We start from the raw sequence: 19,546 nt of genomic DNA on the forward strand, positions 1-19,546 counted from the left end.
ACCGATGGACACCTTCGCCCGCGACCACCTCCCCCCGGCGGCGTTGTGGCCGACGATCGAGTTCACGACGCCGGAGCTGACCTACCCCGAACGCCTCAACGCCGCCGTCGAGCTCATCGACGTCCCGGTGGCGGCGTTCGGCCCCGACCGTCCCGCGCTGCGCACCCCGGCGGGCGAGGTCTGGACGTACGGAGAGCTGCGGACCCGTGCGAACCAGGTCGCGGAGGTGCTGACCGAGGACCTCGGACTCCTGCCAGGACAACGGGTCCTGCTGCGCTCGCCGAACAACCCGTGGACCGCGGCCGCGTGGCTCGGCGTCCTCAAGGCGGGCGGTGTCGTGGTCACGACCATGGCGGCGCTGCGGACCCGTGAGCTCACGCCGATCGTCGACCGCACCCGGCCGTCCATCGCGCTCGTGGACCCCCGGTTCGCCGAGGACCTCCAGGACTTCCCGGACCTGAAGGTCGTGGACCACGACGACCTCGCGGCCCGCACGAGCACCAAGCCCGGAGAGTTCGTGGCGGTCGACACGGCCGCGGACGACGTCGCGTTGCTCGCGCCCACGTCCGGCAGCACCGGCGCACCGAAGATCACCGCGCACTTCCACCGCGACGTGCTGTCCATCGACAACACCTTCGGCCGGCACGTCCTGAAGCTCACCGGGAACGACCTCGTCGCGTGCACCGCGCCGTTCGCGTTCACGTTCGGCCTGGGCATGCTGCTCGTGTTCCCGCTCAGAGCCGGCGCCTGCGCGCTGCTGACCGAGGCCGCCACCCCGGCGCAGGTCGCGGACCTCGTGCAGCAGCACGGGGTCACGGTCCTCGCCACCGCGCCCACGGCGTACAAGGCGATCCTGCGCGACGGCCTCGAAGGCAAACTCGCCGGGCTGCGCAGCGCCGTGTCCGCGGGCGAGCACATCCCGCGGGAGACCTGGCAGCGGATCCACGACGCGCTGGGGCTCAAGGTGATCGACGGCATCGGCGCCACGGAGTTGCTGCACATCTTCCTCTCCGCCGCCGGCGACGACATCCGGCCCGGCTCCACCGGCAAGCCGGTCCCCGGCTACCGCGCGACCGTGCTCGGCGTCGACGGAGAGGAACTCGGGCCGGGCGAACCCGGACGGCTCGGCGTGATCGGTCCGGTCGGCTGCCGCTACCTCGACGACCCGCGGCAGGAGGACTACGTGGTGGGCGGCTGGAACGTCACCGGCGACGTCTTCCACCGCGACGAGGACGGCTACTTCCACTACCACGCCCGCAGCGACCACATGATCGTCTCCTCCGGCTACAACATCGGTGGCCCCGAGGTCGAGGAGGCCATCGACACGCACCCGGACGTGCTGGAGTCGGCCGTCATCGCCAAGCCCGACGAGGAACGCGGCTCCGTCGTGTGCGCGTTCGTGGTGCTGCGCGAGGGCGTCCCGGCCGACGACGCGAAGGCGCGCGAGATCCAGGACCACGTCAAGCAGACCATCGCGCCGTACAAGTACCCGCGCGAGGTGCGGTTCCGGACCTCGTTGCCCCGCAACGCGAGCGGCAAGCTGCAGCGCTTCGCCCTGCGCAAGATCGTCGAAGAAGAGGTCCGAGCATGAAGATCGCGTCCAAAAGGATCGCCATCGTCGGCGGCGGCCCCGGTGGGCTCTACCTCGCCGCGTTGATGAAGCAGCTCGACCCCGCCCACGTCGTGACGGTGTGGGAGCGCGAGGCGCCGGACGTCACGTTCGGCTTCGGCGTCGTGTTCTCGGACGAGACGCTGGGCGGGATCGAGAACGCCGACCCGGAGTTCGCCGACGCGATGGCCCGCCGGTTCGCGCGGTGGACGGACATCGACATCCACTACCGCGGCGAGACGCACACCGTGGGCGGGCAGGGGTTCGCCGCGATGAGCCGCAGGGAACTGCTGCACCTGCTCCAGCGGCGCTGCCTCGACCTCGGCGTGGACGTGCGGTTCTCGACACCCGCGCCCGCCGTCCGGGACCTGCGCGCCTCGCACGACCTCGTCGTCGGCGCGGACGGCGTCAACTCCCAGGTGCGGCAGGCGTTCCAGGACGTCTTCCGCTCCACAGCGGACCGCAGGCGCAACAGGTACATGTGGCTCGGCACGGACCTGGTCTTCGAGGCGTTCCAGTTCTACATCAAGGACACGCCGTGGGGGACCGTGCAGGTCCACGGTTATCCCTACTCCGACAAGGGTTCGACGTTCATCGTCGAGATGCACGAGGACGTGTGGCGGCGCGCCGGGTTCGACACCGGTGAACAGTTCCCGCCCGGCGTCTCCGACGAGCGCGCCGTCGACCGGATCCGCGAACTGTTCGCCGCCGAGCTCGACGGTCACGAGCTGTACGCGAACAACTCGAAGTGGCTGAGCTTCACGACCGTCCGCAACGCCCGGTGGCACGACGGCAACCTCGTGCTGGTCGGGGACGCCGCGCACACCGCGCACTTCTCGATCGGCTCCGGCACGAAGCTCGCGATGGAGGACTCGCTCGCGCTCGCCGCGTGCCTGCACGAACACGCCGACGTCGAAACCGCCCTGACGGCCTACGAGGCCGAACGGCGGCCCGTCGTCGAGTCGACCCAGCGCGCGGCCCAGGCGTCGCTGGAGTGGTTCGAGAACATCGGCATGTACACCGGCCAGGACCCGACCCGGTTCTGCTTCAACCTGCTCACGCGCTCGCGCCGGATCACCTACGACAACCTGCGCACGCGCGACGCCGAGTTCGCCGACCGGGTCGACGCCGGGTTCGCCGCCTCCCAGGGGCTCGCGGAGGTGGTTCCGGCGATGTTCCAGCCGTTCCGGCTCGGGCAGCTGGAGCTGAAGAACCGGGTGATCGTGTCCGCGATGGACATGTACTCGGCGGAGGACGGCGTGCCCGGCGACTTCCACCTCGTGCACCTGGGCTCGAAGGCGATGGGGGGCGCGGGCCTGGTCATGACCGAGATGGTGTGCGTCTCGCCGGAGGGCCGGATCACGCCCGGCTGCACGGGCCTGTGGAACGACGAGCAGCGCGACTCGTGGGCGAGGATCGTCCGGTTCGCCCACGAACGCGGCACCGCCCGGATCGGCCTGCAGCTCGGCCACTCCGGCCGCAAGGGCTCCACCCGGCTCATGTGGGAGGGCATGGACGAGCCGCTGCCCGAGGGTGGCTGGGAGGTCTGCGGCCCGTCCCCGCTGCCGTACGGCCCGGCGTCGCCCGTGCCGGCCGAGGTCACCCGCGCGGACCTGGACCGGATCACGGCCGAGTTCGTCGCGGCGGCACGGCGGGGTGCCCAGGCGGGCTTCGACCTGCTCGAACTGCACTGCGCGCACGGCTACCTGCTGTCGTCGTTCCTCTCGCCGGTCGCGAACCAGCGCACGGATGAGTACGGCGGCTCGGTGGAGAACCGGCTGCGGTACCCGCTGGAGGTGTTCGACGCCGTCCGCGCGGTGTGGCCCGCGCAACGGCCGATGATCGTGCGCATCTCGGCGACCGACTGGGTCGACGGCGGCAACACCGAGCACGACGCAGTGGAGATCGCCCGCGCGTTCGTCGCGCACGGAGCCGACGCGATCGACGTGTCCAGCGGCCAGGTCACCGCGGCCGAGCGGCCCGCGTACGGGCGCAGTTACCAGACCCCGTTCGCCGACCGGATCCGGCACGAGGTGACCGGCGCCGCCGTGATCGCGGTCGGGGCGATCGCCTCGTACGACGACGTCAACTCGATCCTGCTGGCGGGCCGCGCGGACCTGTGCGCGATCGGCCGCACACACCTCTACGACCCGCACTGGACGTTGCACGCGGCGGCCGAACAGGGCTACCAGGCCGAGTGGCCGGTCCAGTACCGGGCGGGCAGCCGCAAACCGCCGTCGGCGCGCACGGACGCCGTCAAGCCCCGGCTGTCGCTGCTGCGAGCAGACCCGCCGGACCGCGTCGTCCATCTCAGGTGGACTCCGCACCGCGAGCGCGCGACGCTCGGATGACCCGTCCGGGCGAACCTTCCCGCGTGAATGGGGCCAAACCGATACGCTGAGCGCAGGGCCGGTCGGCATGTGGGGGGACGGGTGCAGGCGCCGTCGACGGTTGTGCAGTTCGTGTTCGTCGTGTTGCTGGTGCTGCCGGGGGTGACTTACCAGTTCGTCCGTGAGCGCGTGCGCGGGCCGCTGCCGGGTGAGCGCGACCTCGGTGAGCGGGTGTTGCGCGCTGTCGTCGCCTCCATCGCCCTGGACGCGGTGTACCTGCTGGCCGCCGGTCCCGCGCTGGTCAGGCTTGCCAAGGGGACCGGCCAACCGGCGTGGAACGGGTTCACCCAGCAGCCTCGGCTGACCGGTGCGGTGGCGGTGCTGCTGTTCCTGGTCGTGCCGGGCGTCCTCGCCGCTGTGGTGTCGCTGGCCGAGCGGAAGCGCCGCACGGCCCGTTACCTGCGCACGCCCACCGCGTGGGACCACGCGTTCCGCGATCGTGAACCGTGCTTCGTGCGCGTGCGGCTCAAGGACGGCAACTGGGCCGGAGGCTGGTACGGCCCGGCGTCGTACGCGTCGTCCTACCCGCACCCTGCCGAGCTCTACCTGGAGTCGGCCAGGGTGATGGCGCCGGACGGCTCGTTCGGCGCCAGGGTGCCCGGCTCGGTCGGCCTCCGGCTGCGTGCCGAGGACTTCGACGTGCTCGAGTTCGTGCGACCCGAGAAGAAGGGGGAGAAGGATGACCTACCCGGAACTGACACCTGAGGAGATGGCGTTCCTGGCGTCGGGCAACCGCGGCTACCAGCCGGGCAAGGACGTCGCGGAGCCGGAGGAGGCACCGCGCGGACCGGCGGGGCCGTCCCGCGCCCCGGACGAGGACTGACCAGGTGGACTGGGGGCGCCGCTTCGAGGAAGCGCTGCGGATCGCCCAGGTCGCCCTGACCTCGAAGAGCCTGGCCGACGCCGTGGTGGCGGGCCGCAGGGCAGTGGCGGCGCCGGGCGGCGGTGTGCACCGCGCACAACTCGCGGCCGTCCTGTACTGGCGGTACCAGCAGGGAGGAGTCCTGGCCAACCTGTACGAGGCGCGCGAGCTGGACCGGGCCGCGGTCGCGGACGATCCGGAGAACGCCTACAAGGCCAGCAACTTCGCGCTGCTGTTGAAGAAGCTGTTCGAGGAGGCCGGTGACCCCGCCGACCTGGCGGAGGCGGAAACGATGGCGCGCCGCGCTGTGGCGTTGAGCCCTCACTCTCCCGCCTACCGCCGGATGTTGTCGATGGTGCTGCGCACCGCTTTCACCCGCACCGGCGACCAAGCCGTTCTCGAAGAGGCCGTCGAGTTGTCGGCGGAGGCCCTCGAACTACCGGACGACCAGGGCGATCCAGCGCACTACCAGTACTCCTTCGCTCTGTCACTCGCCGACTGGTACGACGCCGTGAGAAGCCTGGATGCGTTGGACGAAGCGATCACCGCGGCTCGCTCGGCGGTGTCGTTGTCCCGGCCTGGGGCCCAGGACACCATCGATCGCCAAGCACACCTCTGCGCGATGCTGGACACCCGCTGGGAGTTGACCGGGACCGCGCAACACAAGGCCGAGCTGGTCGACGCGACCACGACGCTCGCGATGATCTCGCCGCATGGACACACGTCGCGGGACATGGCCGAGCGAAACCTGCTCGCGCTGCAGGGCCGCGACCCGCTGAAGCCACTGCCGGACGAGGCCGAACTGCTCGCCGCGGAAGCCGTCCGCCGCCTCGCGCGGTACAAGCAAACAGGCGAAGTTGAGCGGCTGGAAGAGGGGATCGCGCTCGCGAGGGCGGCGGTGCAGGCCGGCACTCCGATCCAGGAGCGCCGCGCGAGCCACCTGGACACGTTGGCCGTCGCGTTGAAGGAGCGGGTCAACGCGGTAGGAGGTGATCTGGCGGAGAGTCTCGACCTGCACCGCCAGGCGATCGAGCTGGATCCGTGCGCGCGCCACCTCTCGAACGCGAGTGGCACGTTGCTCAGAATCTTCCGCGCCAACGGCGAGTTCGCGCTGGTGGACAAGGCGATCGAGCTCACCCGTGCCGCGGTGGCCCAGCTGCCGGACGCCGCCAACCTCGGGATGCTGGCTGTGTGCCTCAACCACCGGTACGAGGTGACCGGGGAACTCGCGGTGCTCGAGGAGGCGATCACCCACGCTCGGGCGGCCACGCGCCAGATCGACGAGGGGGATGCCTGGCACAACGCGGCCAACCTGGCGACGTTGCTGTACAGCTGGTTCGCGCGCACAGGGGAGCTGGCGGGGTTGCGGGAATGCGCCGCGATGCGGGAGACGGTGCTCGCCGGTGTCCCGGTGCGCCATCCGAAACGAGCAGAACACCTCTGCAACCTGGCAGCGGTGCAGCACGAGATCTTCGATCGCTCCGGAGATCAGAAGGCGTTGAACGCCGCGATCACGGCCCGCCGCGCGGCGGTGGAACTCACCCCGGAGTGGCACCAGGACAGGTTCCGGTATCTGGCGGGTCTGAGCAGTTTGATGGTGGCCAAGGGCGAGGTCGGGGAGGGCGTTTCGCTCGCCAGGCAGGCGCTGCGTCACACGGATCCCTACCACCGCGCTCACAGGTTGATGGTGCTCGCTCAGGCGTTGGGCGCTGAGCATGCGCTGACGGCCGACCCGGCCACCTTGACCGAGGCGCTGGAGGTGTTGCGCACCGCGTCCGAGGTGGCGGTGTCACCTGTGGAGGAGCGTCTCGGCGCCGCCGTGAAGTGGGGCGAGCTCGCTGCCCGCACCGGCAGGCGCGAGGAGGCGGCGGTGGCCATGGCCACCGCCGTGGGGTTGTTGCCGCGACTGGCTTCGCGGAGGCTCGGCCGGGGCGACGCCCAACACTTCCTCCGGAGGTTCACCGGCCTCGCGGGCAAGGCGGCCGCGTGCGCGCTCGACGCCGGAGGTCCCGCGGCCGCCGTGGTCGTCCTCGAAGTCGGTCGCGGCGTGCTGTCCGCTCAGGCGCTCGACGTTCGCGAAGACCTGAGTGCGCTGCGCGAGGACGCACCCGCGCTCGCGCAGCGGTTTGACGAGCTGAGCGAGGCGATCGAGAACGACCAGAATGCTGACCGGGTGGCGCTCTCGGCGGCGTTCGACGAGGTGTTGAACGGTATCCGGGCCGTCCCCGGCCACGAGGACTTCCTGCGCCGCCCCACGTTCGCCGAGTTGGTCGACGTGGCATCGGAAGGGCCTGTTGTCCTGGTCAACACCAGCCCGACCCGGTGCGACGCGCTGATCCTGACGCCTGACGAGGTGCTGCCGGTGACGTTGCCCGCGCTCTCGGACGCTGAGCTTCGTCGCAGAGTGAAGGCCTTCCACACAGGGCTTGCCGAGCAGGAGAACAGCGCACGGGAACTCGCTGTGCTGCAGACGCTGGAGTGGTTGTGGCACGCGGTCGTCCGCCCGGTTGTCGCCGCGCTGCCGCCGGCCGGGGCTGAGCTGCCGCGGGTGTGGTGGTCGCCGGTCGGCCCGCTGGCGCTGCTGCCCTTGCACGCGGCCGGCGTCCACGGCGGGGAGTGGATCGGCGACCACATGATCTCCTCCTACACCACGACGATCCGCGCCCTGCGGTACGCCCGGCGCGCCCCTTCGGGGGGCCGTCCGCGGCAGTTGATCGTCTCGATGCCCAAGACCCCCGGCGACGAGGACCTGCCCAACGCGGAACGGGAGGCGGCCGCCGTGGCGATGACTGTGCCCGGCGCGAAGCGGTTGAGCGCGGACGAGGCGAATCGCGCCGCGGTGGTGCGGGCGTTGGCGGACAGAACCTGGGCGCACTTCGCGTGTCATGGGAACGCGGATCCGGCGGATCCGTCTCGCAGCTGCCTCGCGCTCTTCGACGGACCCCTGACGGTGCCGGAGATCGCCCGGCTGCGGCTGGCCGATGCGGAGTTCGCCTACCTTTCGGCGTGCGACACCGCGCGGGCGGAACCGACCTTGTCGGATGAGGCGATTCACCTCGCCGGCGCGTTCCAGACGGCGGGGTTCCGGCACGTCGTCGGAACCCAGTGGGCCGTGAACGACGAGATGGCGCGCTATGCCGCCGGTCTCGTCTACGACGAGGTCATGGGGGAGGGTGAGCCCGACGCCGCTCGCTCCGCGGCGGCACTGCACTCGGTGCAGGCGGCGCTCAGGGAGGGGTTCCCGAACATCCCCTCACTGTGGGCGACGTTCCTGCATGCCGGTGCCTGAGCACATTTGACCTGTGGATGGGCATTTCAGCGGCGTTCAGGTGAAACTTCATTCGGCTATGAATTGGAATCTGTCGCGAGGTCACACGTGCGGCTTCGGCGCGTTGGTCTGATGGGGCAGACATCCGACGCACGCGGGTGAGTGGGTGTTTCACGCACGAGCGGCGTCCCTAGCGTCTGCGGTCTGTTCCCGAACCGCCGCTGAAGGGATTCCGCTCGTGCGAAGACGTTTGCCGGCAATGCTGCTCGCGGGCGTGCTCGCCGGCAGCACGCTGACCGCCGCAGTGCCCGTGGCCGCCCAGCCACCCGTCTCCACCCTCGCCAAGTCCGTGCAGGGCGTGTCCGATCCCGCCTCGCACGGCGCCACCGCCTCGTGGGTCGTGTCCTACGACAACGCCGCGAACGGTGCCGCCACCATCACCGACCCGATCGGCGCGGGCCAGAGCCTGCTCGCCGGGTCGTTGCAGGTCCCGCCGGGCTGGACCGGCACAGAAGGCAATCCGATCACCGCCACGCACCCGGACGTGCGCAACGGCGGCAAGTCCCTCGCGAACGTGCTGACGCCGCCGGTGCAGGCCAGCGCGAGTCCCACCGGCGGTGACGGGTTCATCCCGATCCTGCACCGCACCCCGCAAGGCCGGCTGCAGGCCTGGAACGTCTACCACCACCTGGGTCTCGCCAACGCGAAGCTGGTGTGCACCGACGTCTCGACCAGTTCGCTGTGCGCCGGCGGACCGTGGCCGAAACCGCTCAACACGGCTGCCGGCCCGTTCGGTTCCGGCAACACCGGCGACATCGCCAGCCCGCTCACCGCGCAGTACGTCCGCGACACGGCCGATCCCGCCCGCGTGTACTACTCGGCCGTGACGGCGTCCTCGATCGGCGTCGGCTGCCTCGACCTCGGCGCTCCCGGCAACTGCGGCTACTGGCCGTTGATGAACCGCAGTGGGCAGACGTTCGAGATGGCCGGACTCGTCCAGGTCGGCGGGAACCTCTACGGCGTCGCGAACTCCGGTCAGGTCCTGTGCTGGACGCCCGCGACGCAGACCGCGTGCGGCGGCCAGCCCTACGCGCCGGTCGTGCCGTTCACCAACCACGGCGGCTACTACCTCGGCGCGCTCGCCGTCGCCGGCGGCAAGCTGTTCGCGTCGTCGACGCCGTCCCTGGGTGGTGGCACGCCGACGATGGGCTGCTTCGACCCCGGCACCGCGGCCAGGTGTGCGGGCTGGCCGTCGGCCAAACCGCTGGCCTCCGCCGGCAACTACAGCTACAACGCCTTCACCGCCTACAGCACGACGGGCCAGGAGACCGGTGCGTGCTCGAGCACGGCCGGCGCCACGAACGTCACCACCTGCTTCGCCATCGACGGGACGCCCCTGTCCCACGGCTTCACCGCGCTGGAGAGCAACACGTGGGTGTTCACGCCGGAGGTCGTCCGCACCGGTGACCGGGTGCGCAGCTACTTCGGCATCTGGAGCGGCCCGTACGTCGGCGCGACCCTGTGCCACGACTGGAGCACCGGTACCGCGTGTGCCGGCGTGCCGTCGCGCATCTACCACCCCGGCGTCAACGGCGGGAACACGAGGGACTACGGCTACGCCTACGACGCGCCCACCGGTTGCCTGATCGGGCTCGGTGACGCCGGCGTGCTGTTCTCCATGGATCCTGACACGGGAGCGTCGCCATGCGTGCGCAGTGGCGCTTCCGTGTCGCTCACCCCCTCGCAGTTCTACTGCGACGGCCAGCAGCACGCGACGAGTTACACGAAGGCGCGGCTCGTCGGGGTGACGCCGGCGAACGTGAACTTCGGTGCCTCGAGTGTGCGGGCGACGGACGGCGGCGGCAATCCCGTTGCCGTGCCCGGGTTCGCGCCCGACGGCACGGTCGACCTGTCCGGTGTCACGGCGTCCTCGTTGACGGTCACGGCGTCGCTGGTGCTGAACAACGCCGGGGACTTCGGCAACGGCAACCAGCCGTCGCTGTCCGTCGAGTTCTCCGGTGACGCGCCGCAGGTGTGCTTCCGCACCACGATCTCCGCGGACTGCGCGGTCACGTCCGTCGCGAACACCGCGGGCGGGACCGACGGGACGGGCTCGTTCTCGTCCAACACGGTGACGCGCCAGGTCGCGCCGGGTGCGGCGTGCCTGCCCGACGTGGTGGTGAACAAGGAGATCTGCGGTTCCTACACGCCGTCGCACTGCAAGGCGGGCGGCGCGGGACCGTGGCTCAAGCAGGCGCCGGTCGGTGTGCTGGGCCTGCTGAACGCCACCGCGTACTGGCGGGTGACCGTGACGAACAACGGGCCGATCGCGATCGTCGACGCGTACGTGGTCGACGACGTGGAACCGAACTGCCAGGCCGGGCCGTTCTCGTTGCAGCCCGGTGAGTCCAAAGTGGTGCATTGCTCGACCTACGCGTTGCTGTCGCTGTTCCCCTTGACCAACAAGGCGAAGGCGAAGTACACGCCGGTCGGCGCGACGCGCATGTACACCGAGTGGTCGTCCGCGAAGGCCTGCTCGCTGCTCTGCGTGCTGGGCTGAGCAGGCGCGTGGAGGAGCATCAGCCGTACTCGGCCAGGTAGGTCAGGACGGCGAGAACCCTGCGGTGCTCCTCCACGTTCGCGGCCAGGCCCAGCTTGGCCATGATGCTGCCGACGTGGGTCTCGACCGTGCGTTCGGTGAGCCAGAGCCGTTTGGCGATGGCCACGTTCGTGCACCCCTCGGCCATCAGTCCGAGCACCTCGCGTTCGCGCGGGGTGAGCGCCCCGGTGGTGGGCCGTCCGAGCAGCCGGCCCACCACCTCGGGGTCGAGGGCGGACCCGCCCGCCGCGACGCGCGCGATGGACTCCAGGAACTCGTCCACGTCGAGCACGCGGTCCTTCAGCAGGTACCCGAAGCCGCCCTGGCTGACCAGGTCGACCGAGTGCTTCGTCTCGATGTGCTGGGACAGCAGGACTATCGCGACTCCCGGCTGGGCCTCGCGGATCTTGCGGGCGGCTCGCGCGCCGTCGTCCTTGAGCTCGGGTGGCATCCGCACGTCCACGATGGCCAGATCCGGGTCCGCTGATTTCACGACGCTGATCAGGGTGTCGGCGTCGGCGGCCTTGCCCACGACGTCGTGGCCCGCGTGGGTGAGCAGGCTCGCGAGGCCTTCCCGGAACAACGCGCTGTCCTCGCCGATCACGATGCGCACGGCAGCACCGCCTGGATCGTCGTGCCGCCGCCGGGCCTGCTGGTGAGGCGCAGCTTCCCGCCGATCGCCGCGACCCGGTCGGCCAGTCCGGCCAGCCCGGAACCGTTGTGCGGATCGGCTCCGCCCCTGCCGTCGTCCTTGATGGACACGTTCACCTCGTCGGCCCTGTGCGTGACGCGGACGGTGATGGTGCTGGCCCTGGCGTGCTTGGCGGCGTTGGTGATGGCCTCGGCGGCGACGAAGTAGGCGGTGATCGCCACGTCGTCGGCCAGGTCGACGGCCGTGATGTCCAGTGCCACCGGCACGGGCAGTGTGTGGGTGAGGGCCTGCAGGGCCGCGTGCAGGCCGTCGTCGAGGCTGGTGGGCCTGAGGCCGTGCGCGATCTGGCGCAGCTCCGCGATGGCGGTGGCCAGTTCGGCGACCCCCTGGTCGAGCAGCGCGTGCACGTCGACCTCGCCGCTGGGCAGCCTCCTCTGGGCGAGCCGCATCGCCATGCCGAGGGACACCAGCCGTTGCTGGGCGCCGTCGTGCAGGTCGCGTTCGAGCCGGTGCCGTTCGGCGTCCCCGGCCTGCACGATCCTGGCCCGGCTCGCCTCCACCTCCCGCAGGGCGGCGGCCAGTTCGCCGCGCAGGCGGGCGACCTCGACCAGGTTCGCCGCCTTCTCCGCGACGACCTTGAGCGCTGAGGTGTCCTCGGCCGCGATGACGCCGATCTGCGTGCCTCCCAGCGTGATCGGCACGAGCCCGGTGTCGGTCACCGGGTCGCCGTTCGCGTCCACGAAACCCGGGGTGTTCGGGAGCAACAGGCCCACTCGCAGCGTCGGATCGCGGAGCGCTTCTTTGAGCGTCGCCTCGAGCTCCTCTGGTTGCGCCGCCTGGGTGTGCACGCGCTGCTGGAGCTCCTCGACGGCCTGGAGCGCCGCCCTGGTGCGCGGGAACAGCCTGCGGTCCACGGCTTTCTGCAGGTGTTTCCTGACGGGGGTGAGCAGCACGGCGCAGACCGCGGTCGCGCCGGCCGCGGCGACGGGGGAGTCCCGCCCCACGACGAGGCCGAGCGCCAGCGCCGCCACCCCGTACGCGCCCACGAGGACCAGCAGGACGATCGTGTAGCTGATGGTGTCGGCCAGCACGCGGTCGACGTCGTAGAGGTCGTGCCGCAACATCGCCACGCCGACCGAGCAGAACAAGGCGACGATCGTGACGATCCCGAACACCGTCGCCACCACACCGCTGCGGCCGGTCACGACGATCTCGGCCAGGCACACCACCGGGTACGCCGTCACCGCCAGCCCGGCGAACGCGAGCCACTTGAGCTGGGCCCTGATCACGCCTTCCGCCTTGCGGAACCGCACGGCGAGGGAGACACCGGCCGCGATGACCGTGAAGACGAGCCCGATGGTCACCGCGTAGCTGAGGACGTTGAGGGTGTCCGTGGCCTGCCCCCACGGCTTGGCGAGGTCCTGCATGGGTTCGGTGAACGGTTCCCGCGGCATCGTGCCGAGCGCCTGCTGTGCCAGCGCCAGCACGACGATCGCCGGCGGCAGGGCCTTCCAGCGGCCGGGCAACGTGCCGTTCGGGAAGTGCAGCAACAGCAACGCCACGGCGGCCAGCAGCCACCAACCGCTCTCGTTCAGCAGCGCCACCACGCGGGGGTCGAGCGGTACGGCGTCCGGGTCGTCCAGCCAGGTGCGGTAGTAGACGTCGCGGGTGGCCAGGAAGACCACGATCGCGCCCACCCAGGCCAGCAGCGGGCCCACGGGGTTGTCCCGGACGCGGTACTCGATCGTCACGCCCAGGGCGGCCATCGCCAGGCCGAGGACGGCCGTGCCGGTGAACGCCGGGGTGCTCGCCGGGGTGTGGAACAGCAGCCAGACGCCGCCTGCCGTCATCACGACGGCGGCGCTCAGGAGAGTCAGGCCGACGGGCCGCTGCCACCTCATCGGGCCAGGGTAAGGCCGGTTTCGGCGGATGGCCTCCGTGCTGCCACGGAGAACCGGTCCAGGGGCCGTACCGATGTGGGAGGGAGGGGTTCGCGGGTTCGCTGTGGGCCACGAAAGACCACCGCTCGTCTCGACACAGCCACCAGAGCCGAACCCTGAAAGGGGCGAGACCATGTCCGTCGACCTCACCGCGGCACCCACCGCCGCCGAGACCTCCACCCGAACCCGGACGGCCCTGCTCGCCGCCGTCCTGGGCGTCACCTCGATCGCCGCGGTCGTCGGTGGCCTGCTCTGGCCGGAACCGGCTGCGGGCGGCGAGACCTACGCGTACACCGACATCGCGGCCGGCCGCGAACTCTGGTGGACGCTCCTGACCGGTCTCGCCGCCATGCAGGTCCTCAACATCCCGCTCCAGGCGCTCGCGACGATGGTCCTGGTGCGTGACCGGGGCAGCGCCTGGGCGACCTGGGGCGGTGCGCTCATGTGGACCGGCGGTGGGCTGCAGGGCGCGGCGGTGGCCGGTTGGGCAGCGGCGTACTTCTACCCGACCGACCCCGCCGTGGACCCCGCCGCCGGTACCGCCGTCGTCGAGGCGGCCAACAACGACGCCCACCTGTTCGCGTTGATGGTTCCCGGTGCCGCGCTGGTGTTGCTGGGCACCGTGTTGCAGTGCGTGGGGCTGTTCCGCTCGCGCGCCGTTCCGAGGTGGGTGCCGGTGCTGTCGCTGTTCGTCGTGCTCTCGTTCGTGATCCCCGGCAGCGGCCTGGCCGGCCTGCTGACGAGCATCCCGATGGCGGTGGGCGCGATCGGACTCGGCTACTTCGCCTGGCGCGTCACCGCGCGTCCGGACCGGTCAGGATCCTGAGGTCGTCGACGGTGTAGGACAGCGAGCCGCGGAAGCCGACGCCCGTGCGCTGGATGCGCAGGTCGGCGAGTTCCTCGCCCGGCACGTGCTGGAACGACAGGGATCCCGCGCCCACCCAGGTGTCGGCCATGGTCAGGTTCTTGAGGATCGACTGGGTCAGTTCGTGCACGGCCGGGTCGTCGTGCCGGCCCGCCTGCAGGCGCGGGAACTGGCGCAGGTTCACGATCGGGCGGGTCAGCGCCGGGATCGCGGGCGCGGTGCGTTCCAGGGTCACCTCGGCCTCGGCGAGGCGCCTGCCCGCGGTCGAGGCCGTGGCGGCGAACCTGCCGCCGGGGCCGACGACCGGCGCGGCCCTGCCCGGCACCGCGAAGGCGCGGGTCTGGTGGACGGCGCCGAGCTTCTTCGGGAAGCCCTGGAACCAGCCGCGGGCGAGCGAGGCGTCGTTGTCCACCCAGATGAACGGGCACCAGGCCACGTTCGTGCCGGTGAACTGGGCGTCGAGGAAGATCAGGAACTCGGAGTACTGGCTGCGCACCGGGTCCAGGTAGTCGTCGGCGTCGGTGGAGAACTGCCAGTCGATGAAGATCGCCCAGCCGTGGCCGGGGGACACGGGGTCGGGGGTGAGGCCCGTGGGCAGGGAGGCCGCCGCGGCCTCCGGGGTGGTCCAGAACTCGACGCCCACCGCGTCGCCGACGTAGTGCCACGGCGGCGCCTGGACGATGCTCGCGGTGCCCTTCGCGCTCAGCGGCAGGCTGTAGCCCTTGAGGCGTTCGCTCGCGGACGCCGGGGGACTGGAGGCGACGGCCGGCGTGGCCATCGCCCCCGCGACGACACCGGCGAGACCGGCACCGATCAGGCTGCGGCGCCCGATGTCGTTCTGCTCAGACATGGTTCTCCTCAACGAGATGTGGAAAAGCACTCCACCCACTCGCACGGATCTGAGGACCGTCGCACCTCACCCTTGAGACGCACATCACCGCCGTACCAACGGAAACTGTTCCCGGTCCGCGTTCCGGTCCCTTGTGGACAGCCACGCCACCAGCGCGACCGCCGCGGCCGCGACCCCGGCGAGGGCGGTGAACGCGAGGACCACCAGCACGACGGCGAACGCGACGGCGGCGGCCACCCGCACCCCGCCGGACAGCACCCGCCACGCCGAGGCCGTGCACCCGAGGTACACCAGCAGGAACATCGTGCTCGGCACGGCGACCAGCGAGTCGAGGTCCAGCACCCCCAGGCCGAACAGGCTGATCAACACCCCGCTCGACGCGAGGATCGCGGTGTTCAGCCAGTGCGGCGGCGTGTCGCACTCCCGCGGGTCGCGCGTGAGCGAACGGGCCAGGGTCGCCGCCCCGGACACGTAGGCGTTGATCGTCCCGATGGTGAGGACGACGGCGGACACGGAGGCCAGTGCCACGCCGGCCGGTCCGACGGCGAGCACGAGCAGCTTCGCGACGGGCGTGGAGCCACCACCGTCCGGGCCGAGCGCGCCGATGGTGACGGCCGCGAGCGCCAGGTACAGCACGCTGGTGACGACGAGCGTGATCGCGACGATCCGCGGCAACTGGCGCCGCGGGTCGGCCAGCCGGGCGGTGAGTGGGGCCGCCGCCTCCCAGCCCACGAACGCGAGCATCAACGGCGCGGCGGCCGTTCCGACCGCCGTCCAGCCGTGCGGGGCGAACGGCGTCCAGTTGCCCGCGTCCGAGGACGACGCCCCGCCGGCGACGCTGAGCATCACCACGCCCAGCAACAACACCACGAGCCCGGACTGCACGGCCGAGGACGTGCGCAGCCCGCGCGAGGTGATCACCAGCACCACCGCCGTGATCCCGGCGGCGGCCAGGCACGCCGTCACCCGTCCCGAGCCGGTGAGCTCGGCGACGTAGCTCGCGCCGATCATGCTCACGATCGGCGTGCCGGTGATGATCCCGGCGAGGAACGTCCACGAGGTCGTGGCCGCCGCACGAGCGCCGAGACCGGCGGCGACGTACCCGCGCACGCCGGTCGCGGACGGCAGCCGGACGCCGAGCGCGGCGAAGACCCAGCCGAGCAGTCCGGACAGCACGAGCAGGCCGGACCAGGCGAGGACGGACGCCGGACCGGCGATCGACGCGGTCAGGCCGGGCACGACCAGCAACCCGGGACCCAGCAGTGCCCCGACGTACATCGCCGACGCGCGCGGCACGGTGAGAGAGGAGGACATGCCGTGAATTCTCGAGCGCGAGTCGAGACAGCCGCTGCGAAACTGAAGCGCTCAGAAAGCGTTCGGTGCAATCCTGTTGCGTCGAGAGCCTGATCGTTCGAACATCGTGCACATGGACAGGTTCGACGCCGTCGACCGGGCCATCCTGCGCCGCCTGCAGATCGACGGCCGGGTGCCCAACAACGAACTCGCCGAGGCCGTGCGCCTCTCGCCCTCCGCGTGCCTGCGCCGCGTGCGTGCGCTGGAGAGCGCCGGCATCATCGCGGGCTACCGCGCCGAACTCGACCGCGAGAAGGCGGGCCTGGACCTCACGGTCTTCCTGGAGATCAAGGTGAACAACCACTCCACCGAGACCGCGCGAGAGGTCGAGGACGGCCTGCTCGCGATCCCGGCCGTCGTGGCGTGCCACCTCGTGACCGGTTCGGCCGACTTCTTCGCCGAAGGGGTGCTACCGGACCTGCCGTCCTACGAGCGGTTGCTGCTGACGCACGTCGTCGCCATCCCGGCGGTGAGCGACGTGCGCAGTTCGTTCGCCATCAGGACGATGCGGTCGCGCGGGCCGTTGCCGGTGGACCACCTGCGGTAGTGCTCAGGCCGGCACCGCGTGGTGCGCGAGCAGGCTCTCCGCGGTCTCGGCGATGCTGTCCCCGATCGGGCGCGGCCGCCACCCGAGCACCCGCTCGGCCTTGGCGCTGGTCGCGTTGAAGTCGTGGCCGAGCTGCGGCCGCAACGACCTCATCACCGGGTTGACCATCGCCAGAGCACGCGCGACCGCCAGCGGGATCTCCTTCGTCGGGGCCTTCGCGGCACGGTCGCCGAGACGGGCGCGCAGGATCCGCGAGACCTCGACGATCCGCAGGCTCGGCCCGGCGGTGGCGAGGAACCGCTCACCGTTCGCGGCCGGGTCCGTCATGGCGCGCAGGTGCAGGTCGGCGACGTCACGCACGTCGACCCAGCCCGTGCCGAACGGGGGACAGGCGGGCAGGCGGCCGTCGAGCATGCCGCGGATCGTGCGCAGCGAGGGCGGGTCGTCCGGGCCGAGCACCGGGCCGATGACCGCGGCGGGGTGCACGGCGGCCAGTTCGAGGCCGTCGCCCCCGGTCCTGACGAACTCCCACGCGGCGCGTTCGGCCAGGGTCTTCGACCGCTGGTACGGGGCGATGTCGGCGTCGACGTTCGTCCAGTCCTCCTCGGTGAACGGCTCCGAGCGGCGCGGGTGCCCGTAGGCGACGGCGCCGAGCGCGCTGGTGAGCACGACGCGCTTCACCCCGGCGTCGCGGGAGGCCTGCAACACGCGCAGCACGCCGTCGCGGGCGGCCGAGATCATCGCCTCCTCGCTCTCCGGCGAGTGGCGCAGCGTCGGCGAGGCGACGTGCAGGACGAAGTCACAGCCCGCGACCGCCTGCGCCCAGCCCTCGTCGCTGTTCAGGTCGGCGCGGAAGACGGTCAGCCGCGCGTCCTCGAACTCGGTCGCGCCGTGCAGCAACGCGCGCAGCTCCGGCTCCCGTTTCAGGTCGCGAACCGTCGTGCGGACGTCGTGTCCCGCCTCCAGCAACGCGAGCGCGCACCAGCTGCCGATGAACCCGGTACCGCCGGTGACCAGCACGTTCGACATGGGTCTCTCCTTCAGGCGAACTCGCGGAGGATCCTCCGGGAGTGTCGCCGAAGCTAGCGGAGGATTGTCCGCATGTCAAAGGCAGGGCATCATCTGGAGGTATGAACGAGGAGTCGCCCGGCACGTACGGCACCCAGCGCAAGGCCGCCGCGCGCAACCGCGTCGCGATCATCGACGCGGCTCACGAGCTGTTCGCCGAGAACCCGCTCGTGACGCTCAGCGAGGTCGCCAAGCGCGCGGGGGTCGGCCCGGGAACGCTCTACCGGCACTTCCCGACCCGCGAGGACCTGATCCTCGCGGCCTACCAGCACGACATCGAACGCATGACCACCGACGCCGACGCCGTGCTGGAGCGCCACGCCTCGGCCAAGGCGGCGTTCGTCGAGTGGTTCGAGACGCTCTCGTCCTACATCCGCCTCAAGCACGGCCTCGGAGACGCGCTGCACGGCGACGCGGCCCAGGAGATGGTCCGCGCGGCCTGGGGACCGGCCACGGAGGCGGTGTCGAAGCTGGTCGGCGCGTGCGTCGCCGAGGGCACGATGGCGCCGGGTCACGACCCGGCGGACATCATCATGCTGATGAGCTTCCTGTGGCGCGTCCCGAACGACGAGGCCGGCGTGGCCCAGGGGCGGCGCCTGACCGCGGCGGTGTTCGCCGGCCTCGAGAACGCGCCGAAACCGCTCTAGCGCGCGAACTCCGCAAGTGGATCGGTGTGCTTCGGCGTCCAGCCGAGCTCCGCTTGCGCGCGGGCGGGCGTGAACCGCTGGTCCAGCGCGAACGCGTCGGCGATCGGCCCCATCCGCGTGCGGGCCTCTTCGAGGGACAGCGCGGCGGTCCGGCCTTCGAGGCCCGCGCCGTGGCTGAGCGCGGTGGCGACCTCGCGGGCCGTCGGGTCCACACCGCCTACGCCGAGGTACACCGAACCGGGTCGCGCTTCGAGTGCCGCGACGTAGAGGTCCGCGAGGTCGTCGACGTGCACGAGCGACCAGTGGTTCGCGCCGTCGCCGATGTACGGGATCGCGCCCGCCGCCCTGCCGGGCTGTGTGAAGAACACGTCGATGAGGCGGTTCTCCCTGCCGTACAACAGTCCTGGCCTGATCACGACGCCACCGCCCGCGAGCACCTTCGCCTCGACCTCCTCGCGCCACGCGACGAGCGCGGGAGGGTTCCACGGCGCGTCCTCGTCGGCGATGCCGCTCGTGTCGCCGTAGACCCACGTGCCGCCCGTGTGGACGTACGTGCCGTTGCCCTGCATCGCGGTGGCTGCGGCCAGGTCGGCCTCGCCGCTGTCGGCCTGCGCGAGGTGGATCACGGCGTCGGCCTGCTGCGCGGCGGCGGTCAGCACGTCGAGGTCCGCCAGGCCGCCGCGCACCGGCGTCGCGCCGGACTCGGTGACGGCCGCGGCGGCCACGTCGGTGCGGGCGAGCGCCTCGACGACGTGCCCGTGCCGGCGGAGCGCGGCGACGGTCGCCCCGCCGATGTAGCCGGAGGCCCCGGTGACGAACACCTTCATGGTGGTTCCCTTCCTGAAGTGGTGCCTCCAGCCTCGGCCCCGTTCGCCCGGGCCGTCCAAGACCTGTTG

15 protein-coding genes are annotated in these 19,546 nt (G+C 71.3%); 9 read left to right on the forward strand and 6 right to left on the reverse strand.

All coding sequences use genetic code 11. The features are described 5' to 3' along the window. Positions 1 to 4: 4 nt before the first annotated feature. The 6 genes from QSK25_RS06170 (at position 5) to QSK25_RS06195 (ending at position 10,689) form a co-directional block, all read left to right on the forward strand. A complete protein-coding gene (locus tag QSK25_RS06170) occupies positions 5 to 1,591 on the forward strand; it encodes an AMP-binding protein (RefSeq protein ID WP_285634352.1) in 1,587 nt (528 codons plus the stop codon). Continuing rightward, positions 1,588 to 3,960: a bifunctional salicylyl-CoA 5-hydroxylase/oxidoreductase gene (locus QSK25_RS06175; protein WP_285634355.1), complete on the forward strand. Its 2,373-nt coding sequence runs from the start codon at positions 1,588 to 1,590 to the stop codon at positions 3,958 to 3,960. The genes QSK25_RS06170 and QSK25_RS06175 overlap by 4 nt, the downstream gene beginning before the upstream one ends. A gap of 102 nt (positions 3,961 to 4,062) precedes the next feature. After that, positions 4,063 to 4,704, forward strand: a complete 642-nt coding sequence (locus QSK25_RS06180) for a DUF6338 family protein (RefSeq protein WP_285634359.1) — start codon at positions 4,063 to 4,065, stop codon at positions 4,702 to 4,704. Beyond that, positions 4,679 to 4,822 carry a hypothetical protein gene (locus QSK25_RS06185; RefSeq protein WP_285634362.1) on the forward strand — a complete coding sequence of 48 codons (144 nt, stop codon included), beginning with the start codon at positions 4,679 to 4,681 and terminating at the stop codon, positions 4,820 to 4,822. Before QSK25_RS06180 ends, QSK25_RS06185 begins: the two co-directional genes overlap by 26 nt. Before the next feature lie 4 nt (positions 4,823 to 4,826). Beyond that, on the forward strand, positions 4,827 to 8,150 hold the full coding sequence (locus tag QSK25_RS06190) for a CHAT domain-containing tetratricopeptide repeat protein (RefSeq protein WP_285634365.1): 3,324 nt from the start codon (positions 4,827 to 4,829) through the stop codon (positions 8,148 to 8,150). 217 nt (positions 8,151 to 8,367) lie between these two features. Continuing rightward, positions 8,368 to 10,689: a DUF7617 domain-containing protein gene (locus tag QSK25_RS06195; protein WP_285634368.1), complete on the forward strand. Its 2,322-nt coding sequence runs from the start codon at positions 8,368 to 8,370 to the stop codon at positions 10,687 to 10,689. Positions 10,690 to 10,708: 19 nt separating this feature from the next. Here QSK25_RS06195 and QSK25_RS06200 read toward each other — a convergent pair whose 3' ends face one another. Beyond that, positions 10,709 to 11,341: a response regulator transcription factor gene (locus QSK25_RS06200; RefSeq protein WP_285634371.1), complete on the reverse strand. Its 633-nt coding sequence runs from the start codon at positions 11,339 to 11,341 to the stop codon at positions 10,709 to 10,711. Next, positions 11,329 to 13,281 (reverse strand): sensor histidine kinase, encoded by a 1,953-nt coding sequence (locus QSK25_RS06205; RefSeq protein ID WP_285634374.1) that lies wholly within the window; start codon positions 13,279 to 13,281, stop codon positions 11,329 to 11,331. The genes QSK25_RS06200 and QSK25_RS06205 overlap by 13 nt, the downstream gene beginning before the upstream one ends. A 172-nt stretch (positions 13,282 to 13,453) precedes the next feature. Here QSK25_RS06205 and QSK25_RS06210 point away from each other — a divergent pair, with 172 nt between their 5' ends. Then, positions 13,454 to 14,146 (forward strand): hypothetical protein, encoded by a 693-nt coding sequence (locus tag QSK25_RS06210; protein WP_285634377.1) that lies wholly within the window; start codon positions 13,454 to 13,456, stop codon positions 14,144 to 14,146. Here the strand turns inward: QSK25_RS06210 and QSK25_RS06215 are convergent. Then, positions 14,115 to 15,035 (reverse strand): acetoacetate decarboxylase family protein, encoded by a 921-nt coding sequence (locus tag QSK25_RS06215; protein WP_285634380.1) that lies wholly within the window; start codon positions 15,033 to 15,035, stop codon positions 14,115 to 14,117. The two genes, QSK25_RS06210 and QSK25_RS06215, sit on opposite strands and share 32 nt — an antisense overlap. An 84-nt stretch (positions 15,036 to 15,119) precedes the next feature. After that, complete coding sequence (locus tag QSK25_RS06220; RefSeq protein WP_285634383.1) at positions 15,120 to 16,349, reverse strand: APC family permease; 1,230 nt, start codon at positions 16,347 to 16,349, stop codon at positions 15,120 to 15,122. A gap of 112 nt (positions 16,350 to 16,461) precedes the next feature. On the opposite strand from QSK25_RS06220, the gene QSK25_RS06225 reads away from it, so the two are divergent. Continuing rightward, positions 16,462 to 16,935 (forward strand): Lrp/AsnC family transcriptional regulator, encoded by a 474-nt coding sequence (locus QSK25_RS06225; protein ID WP_285634444.1) that lies wholly within the window; start codon positions 16,462 to 16,464, stop codon positions 16,933 to 16,935. Positions 16,936 to 16,938: 3 nt separating this feature from the next. Here the strand turns inward: QSK25_RS06225 and QSK25_RS06230 are convergent, their stop codons facing one another. Next, positions 16,939 to 17,964 (reverse strand): SDR family oxidoreductase, encoded by a 1,026-nt coding sequence (locus QSK25_RS06230; protein ID WP_285634447.1) that lies wholly within the window; start codon positions 17,962 to 17,964, stop codon positions 16,939 to 16,941. 101 nt (positions 17,965 to 18,065) lie between these two features. Here QSK25_RS06230 and QSK25_RS06235 point away from each other — a divergent pair, with 101 nt between their 5' ends. After that, on the forward strand, positions 18,066 to 18,650 hold the full coding sequence (locus QSK25_RS06235; protein WP_285634450.1) for a TetR/AcrR family transcriptional regulator: 585 nt from the start codon (positions 18,066 to 18,068) through the stop codon (positions 18,648 to 18,650). Here QSK25_RS06235 and QSK25_RS06240 read toward each other — a convergent pair. Further along, positions 18,647 to 19,477 carry an NAD-dependent epimerase/dehydratase family protein gene (locus QSK25_RS06240; RefSeq protein WP_285634455.1) on the reverse strand — a complete coding sequence of 277 codons (831 nt, stop codon included), beginning with the start codon at positions 19,475 to 19,477 and terminating at the stop codon, positions 18,647 to 18,649. The two genes, QSK25_RS06235 and QSK25_RS06240, sit on opposite strands and share 4 nt — an antisense overlap. Between the last annotated feature and the right edge of the window lie 69 nt (positions 19,478 to 19,546).

The sequence above is a fragment of the Lentzea sp. NBRC 102530 genome (assembly GCF_030269365.1).
Taxonomy (GTDB): Bacteria; Actinomycetota; Actinomycetes; order Mycobacteriales; family Pseudonocardiaceae; genus Lentzea.

Bases quoted from the DNA above. Each gene is read 5' to 3' on its own strand.
- QSK25_RS06175 (WP_285634355.1), top strand. From the start codon at position 1,588: ATGAAGATCGCGTCCAAAAGGATCGCCATCGTCGGCGGCGGCCCCGGT.
- QSK25_RS06205 (WP_285634374.1), bottom strand. From the start codon at position 13,281: ATGAGGTGGCAGCGGCCCGTCGGCCTGACTCTCCTGAGCGCCGCCGTC.
- QSK25_RS06220 (WP_285634383.1), bottom strand. From the start codon at position 16,349: ATGTCCTCCTCTCTCACCGTGCCGCGCGCGTCGGCGATGTACGTCGGG.
- QSK25_RS06170 (WP_285634352.1), top strand. From the start codon at position 5: ATGGACACCTTCGCCCGCGACCACCTCCCCCCGGCGGCGTTGTGGCCG.
- QSK25_RS06215 (WP_285634380.1), bottom strand. From the start codon at position 15,035: ATGTCTGAGCAGAACGACATCGGGCGCCGCAGCCTGATCGGTGCCGGT.
- QSK25_RS06240 (WP_285634455.1), bottom strand. From the start codon at position 19,477: ATGAAGGTGTTCGTCACCGGGGCCTCCGGCTACATCGGCGGGGCGACC.
- QSK25_RS06235 (WP_285634450.1), top strand. From the start codon at position 18,066: ATGAACGAGGAGTCGCCCGGCACGTACGGCACCCAGCGCAAGGCCGCC.
- QSK25_RS06230 (WP_285634447.1), bottom strand. From the start codon at position 17,964: ATGTCGAACGTGCTGGTCACCGGCGGTACCGGGTTCATCGGCAGCTGG.
- QSK25_RS06210 (WP_285634377.1), top strand. From the start codon at position 13,454: ATGTCCGTCGACCTCACCGCGGCACCCACCGCCGCCGAGACCTCCACC.
- QSK25_RS06185 (WP_285634362.1), top strand. From the start codon at position 4,679: ATGACCTACCCGGAACTGACACCTGAGGAGATGGCGTTCCTGGCGTCG.
- QSK25_RS06225 (WP_285634444.1), top strand. From the start codon at position 16,462: ATGGACAGGTTCGACGCCGTCGACCGGGCCATCCTGCGCCGCCTGCAG.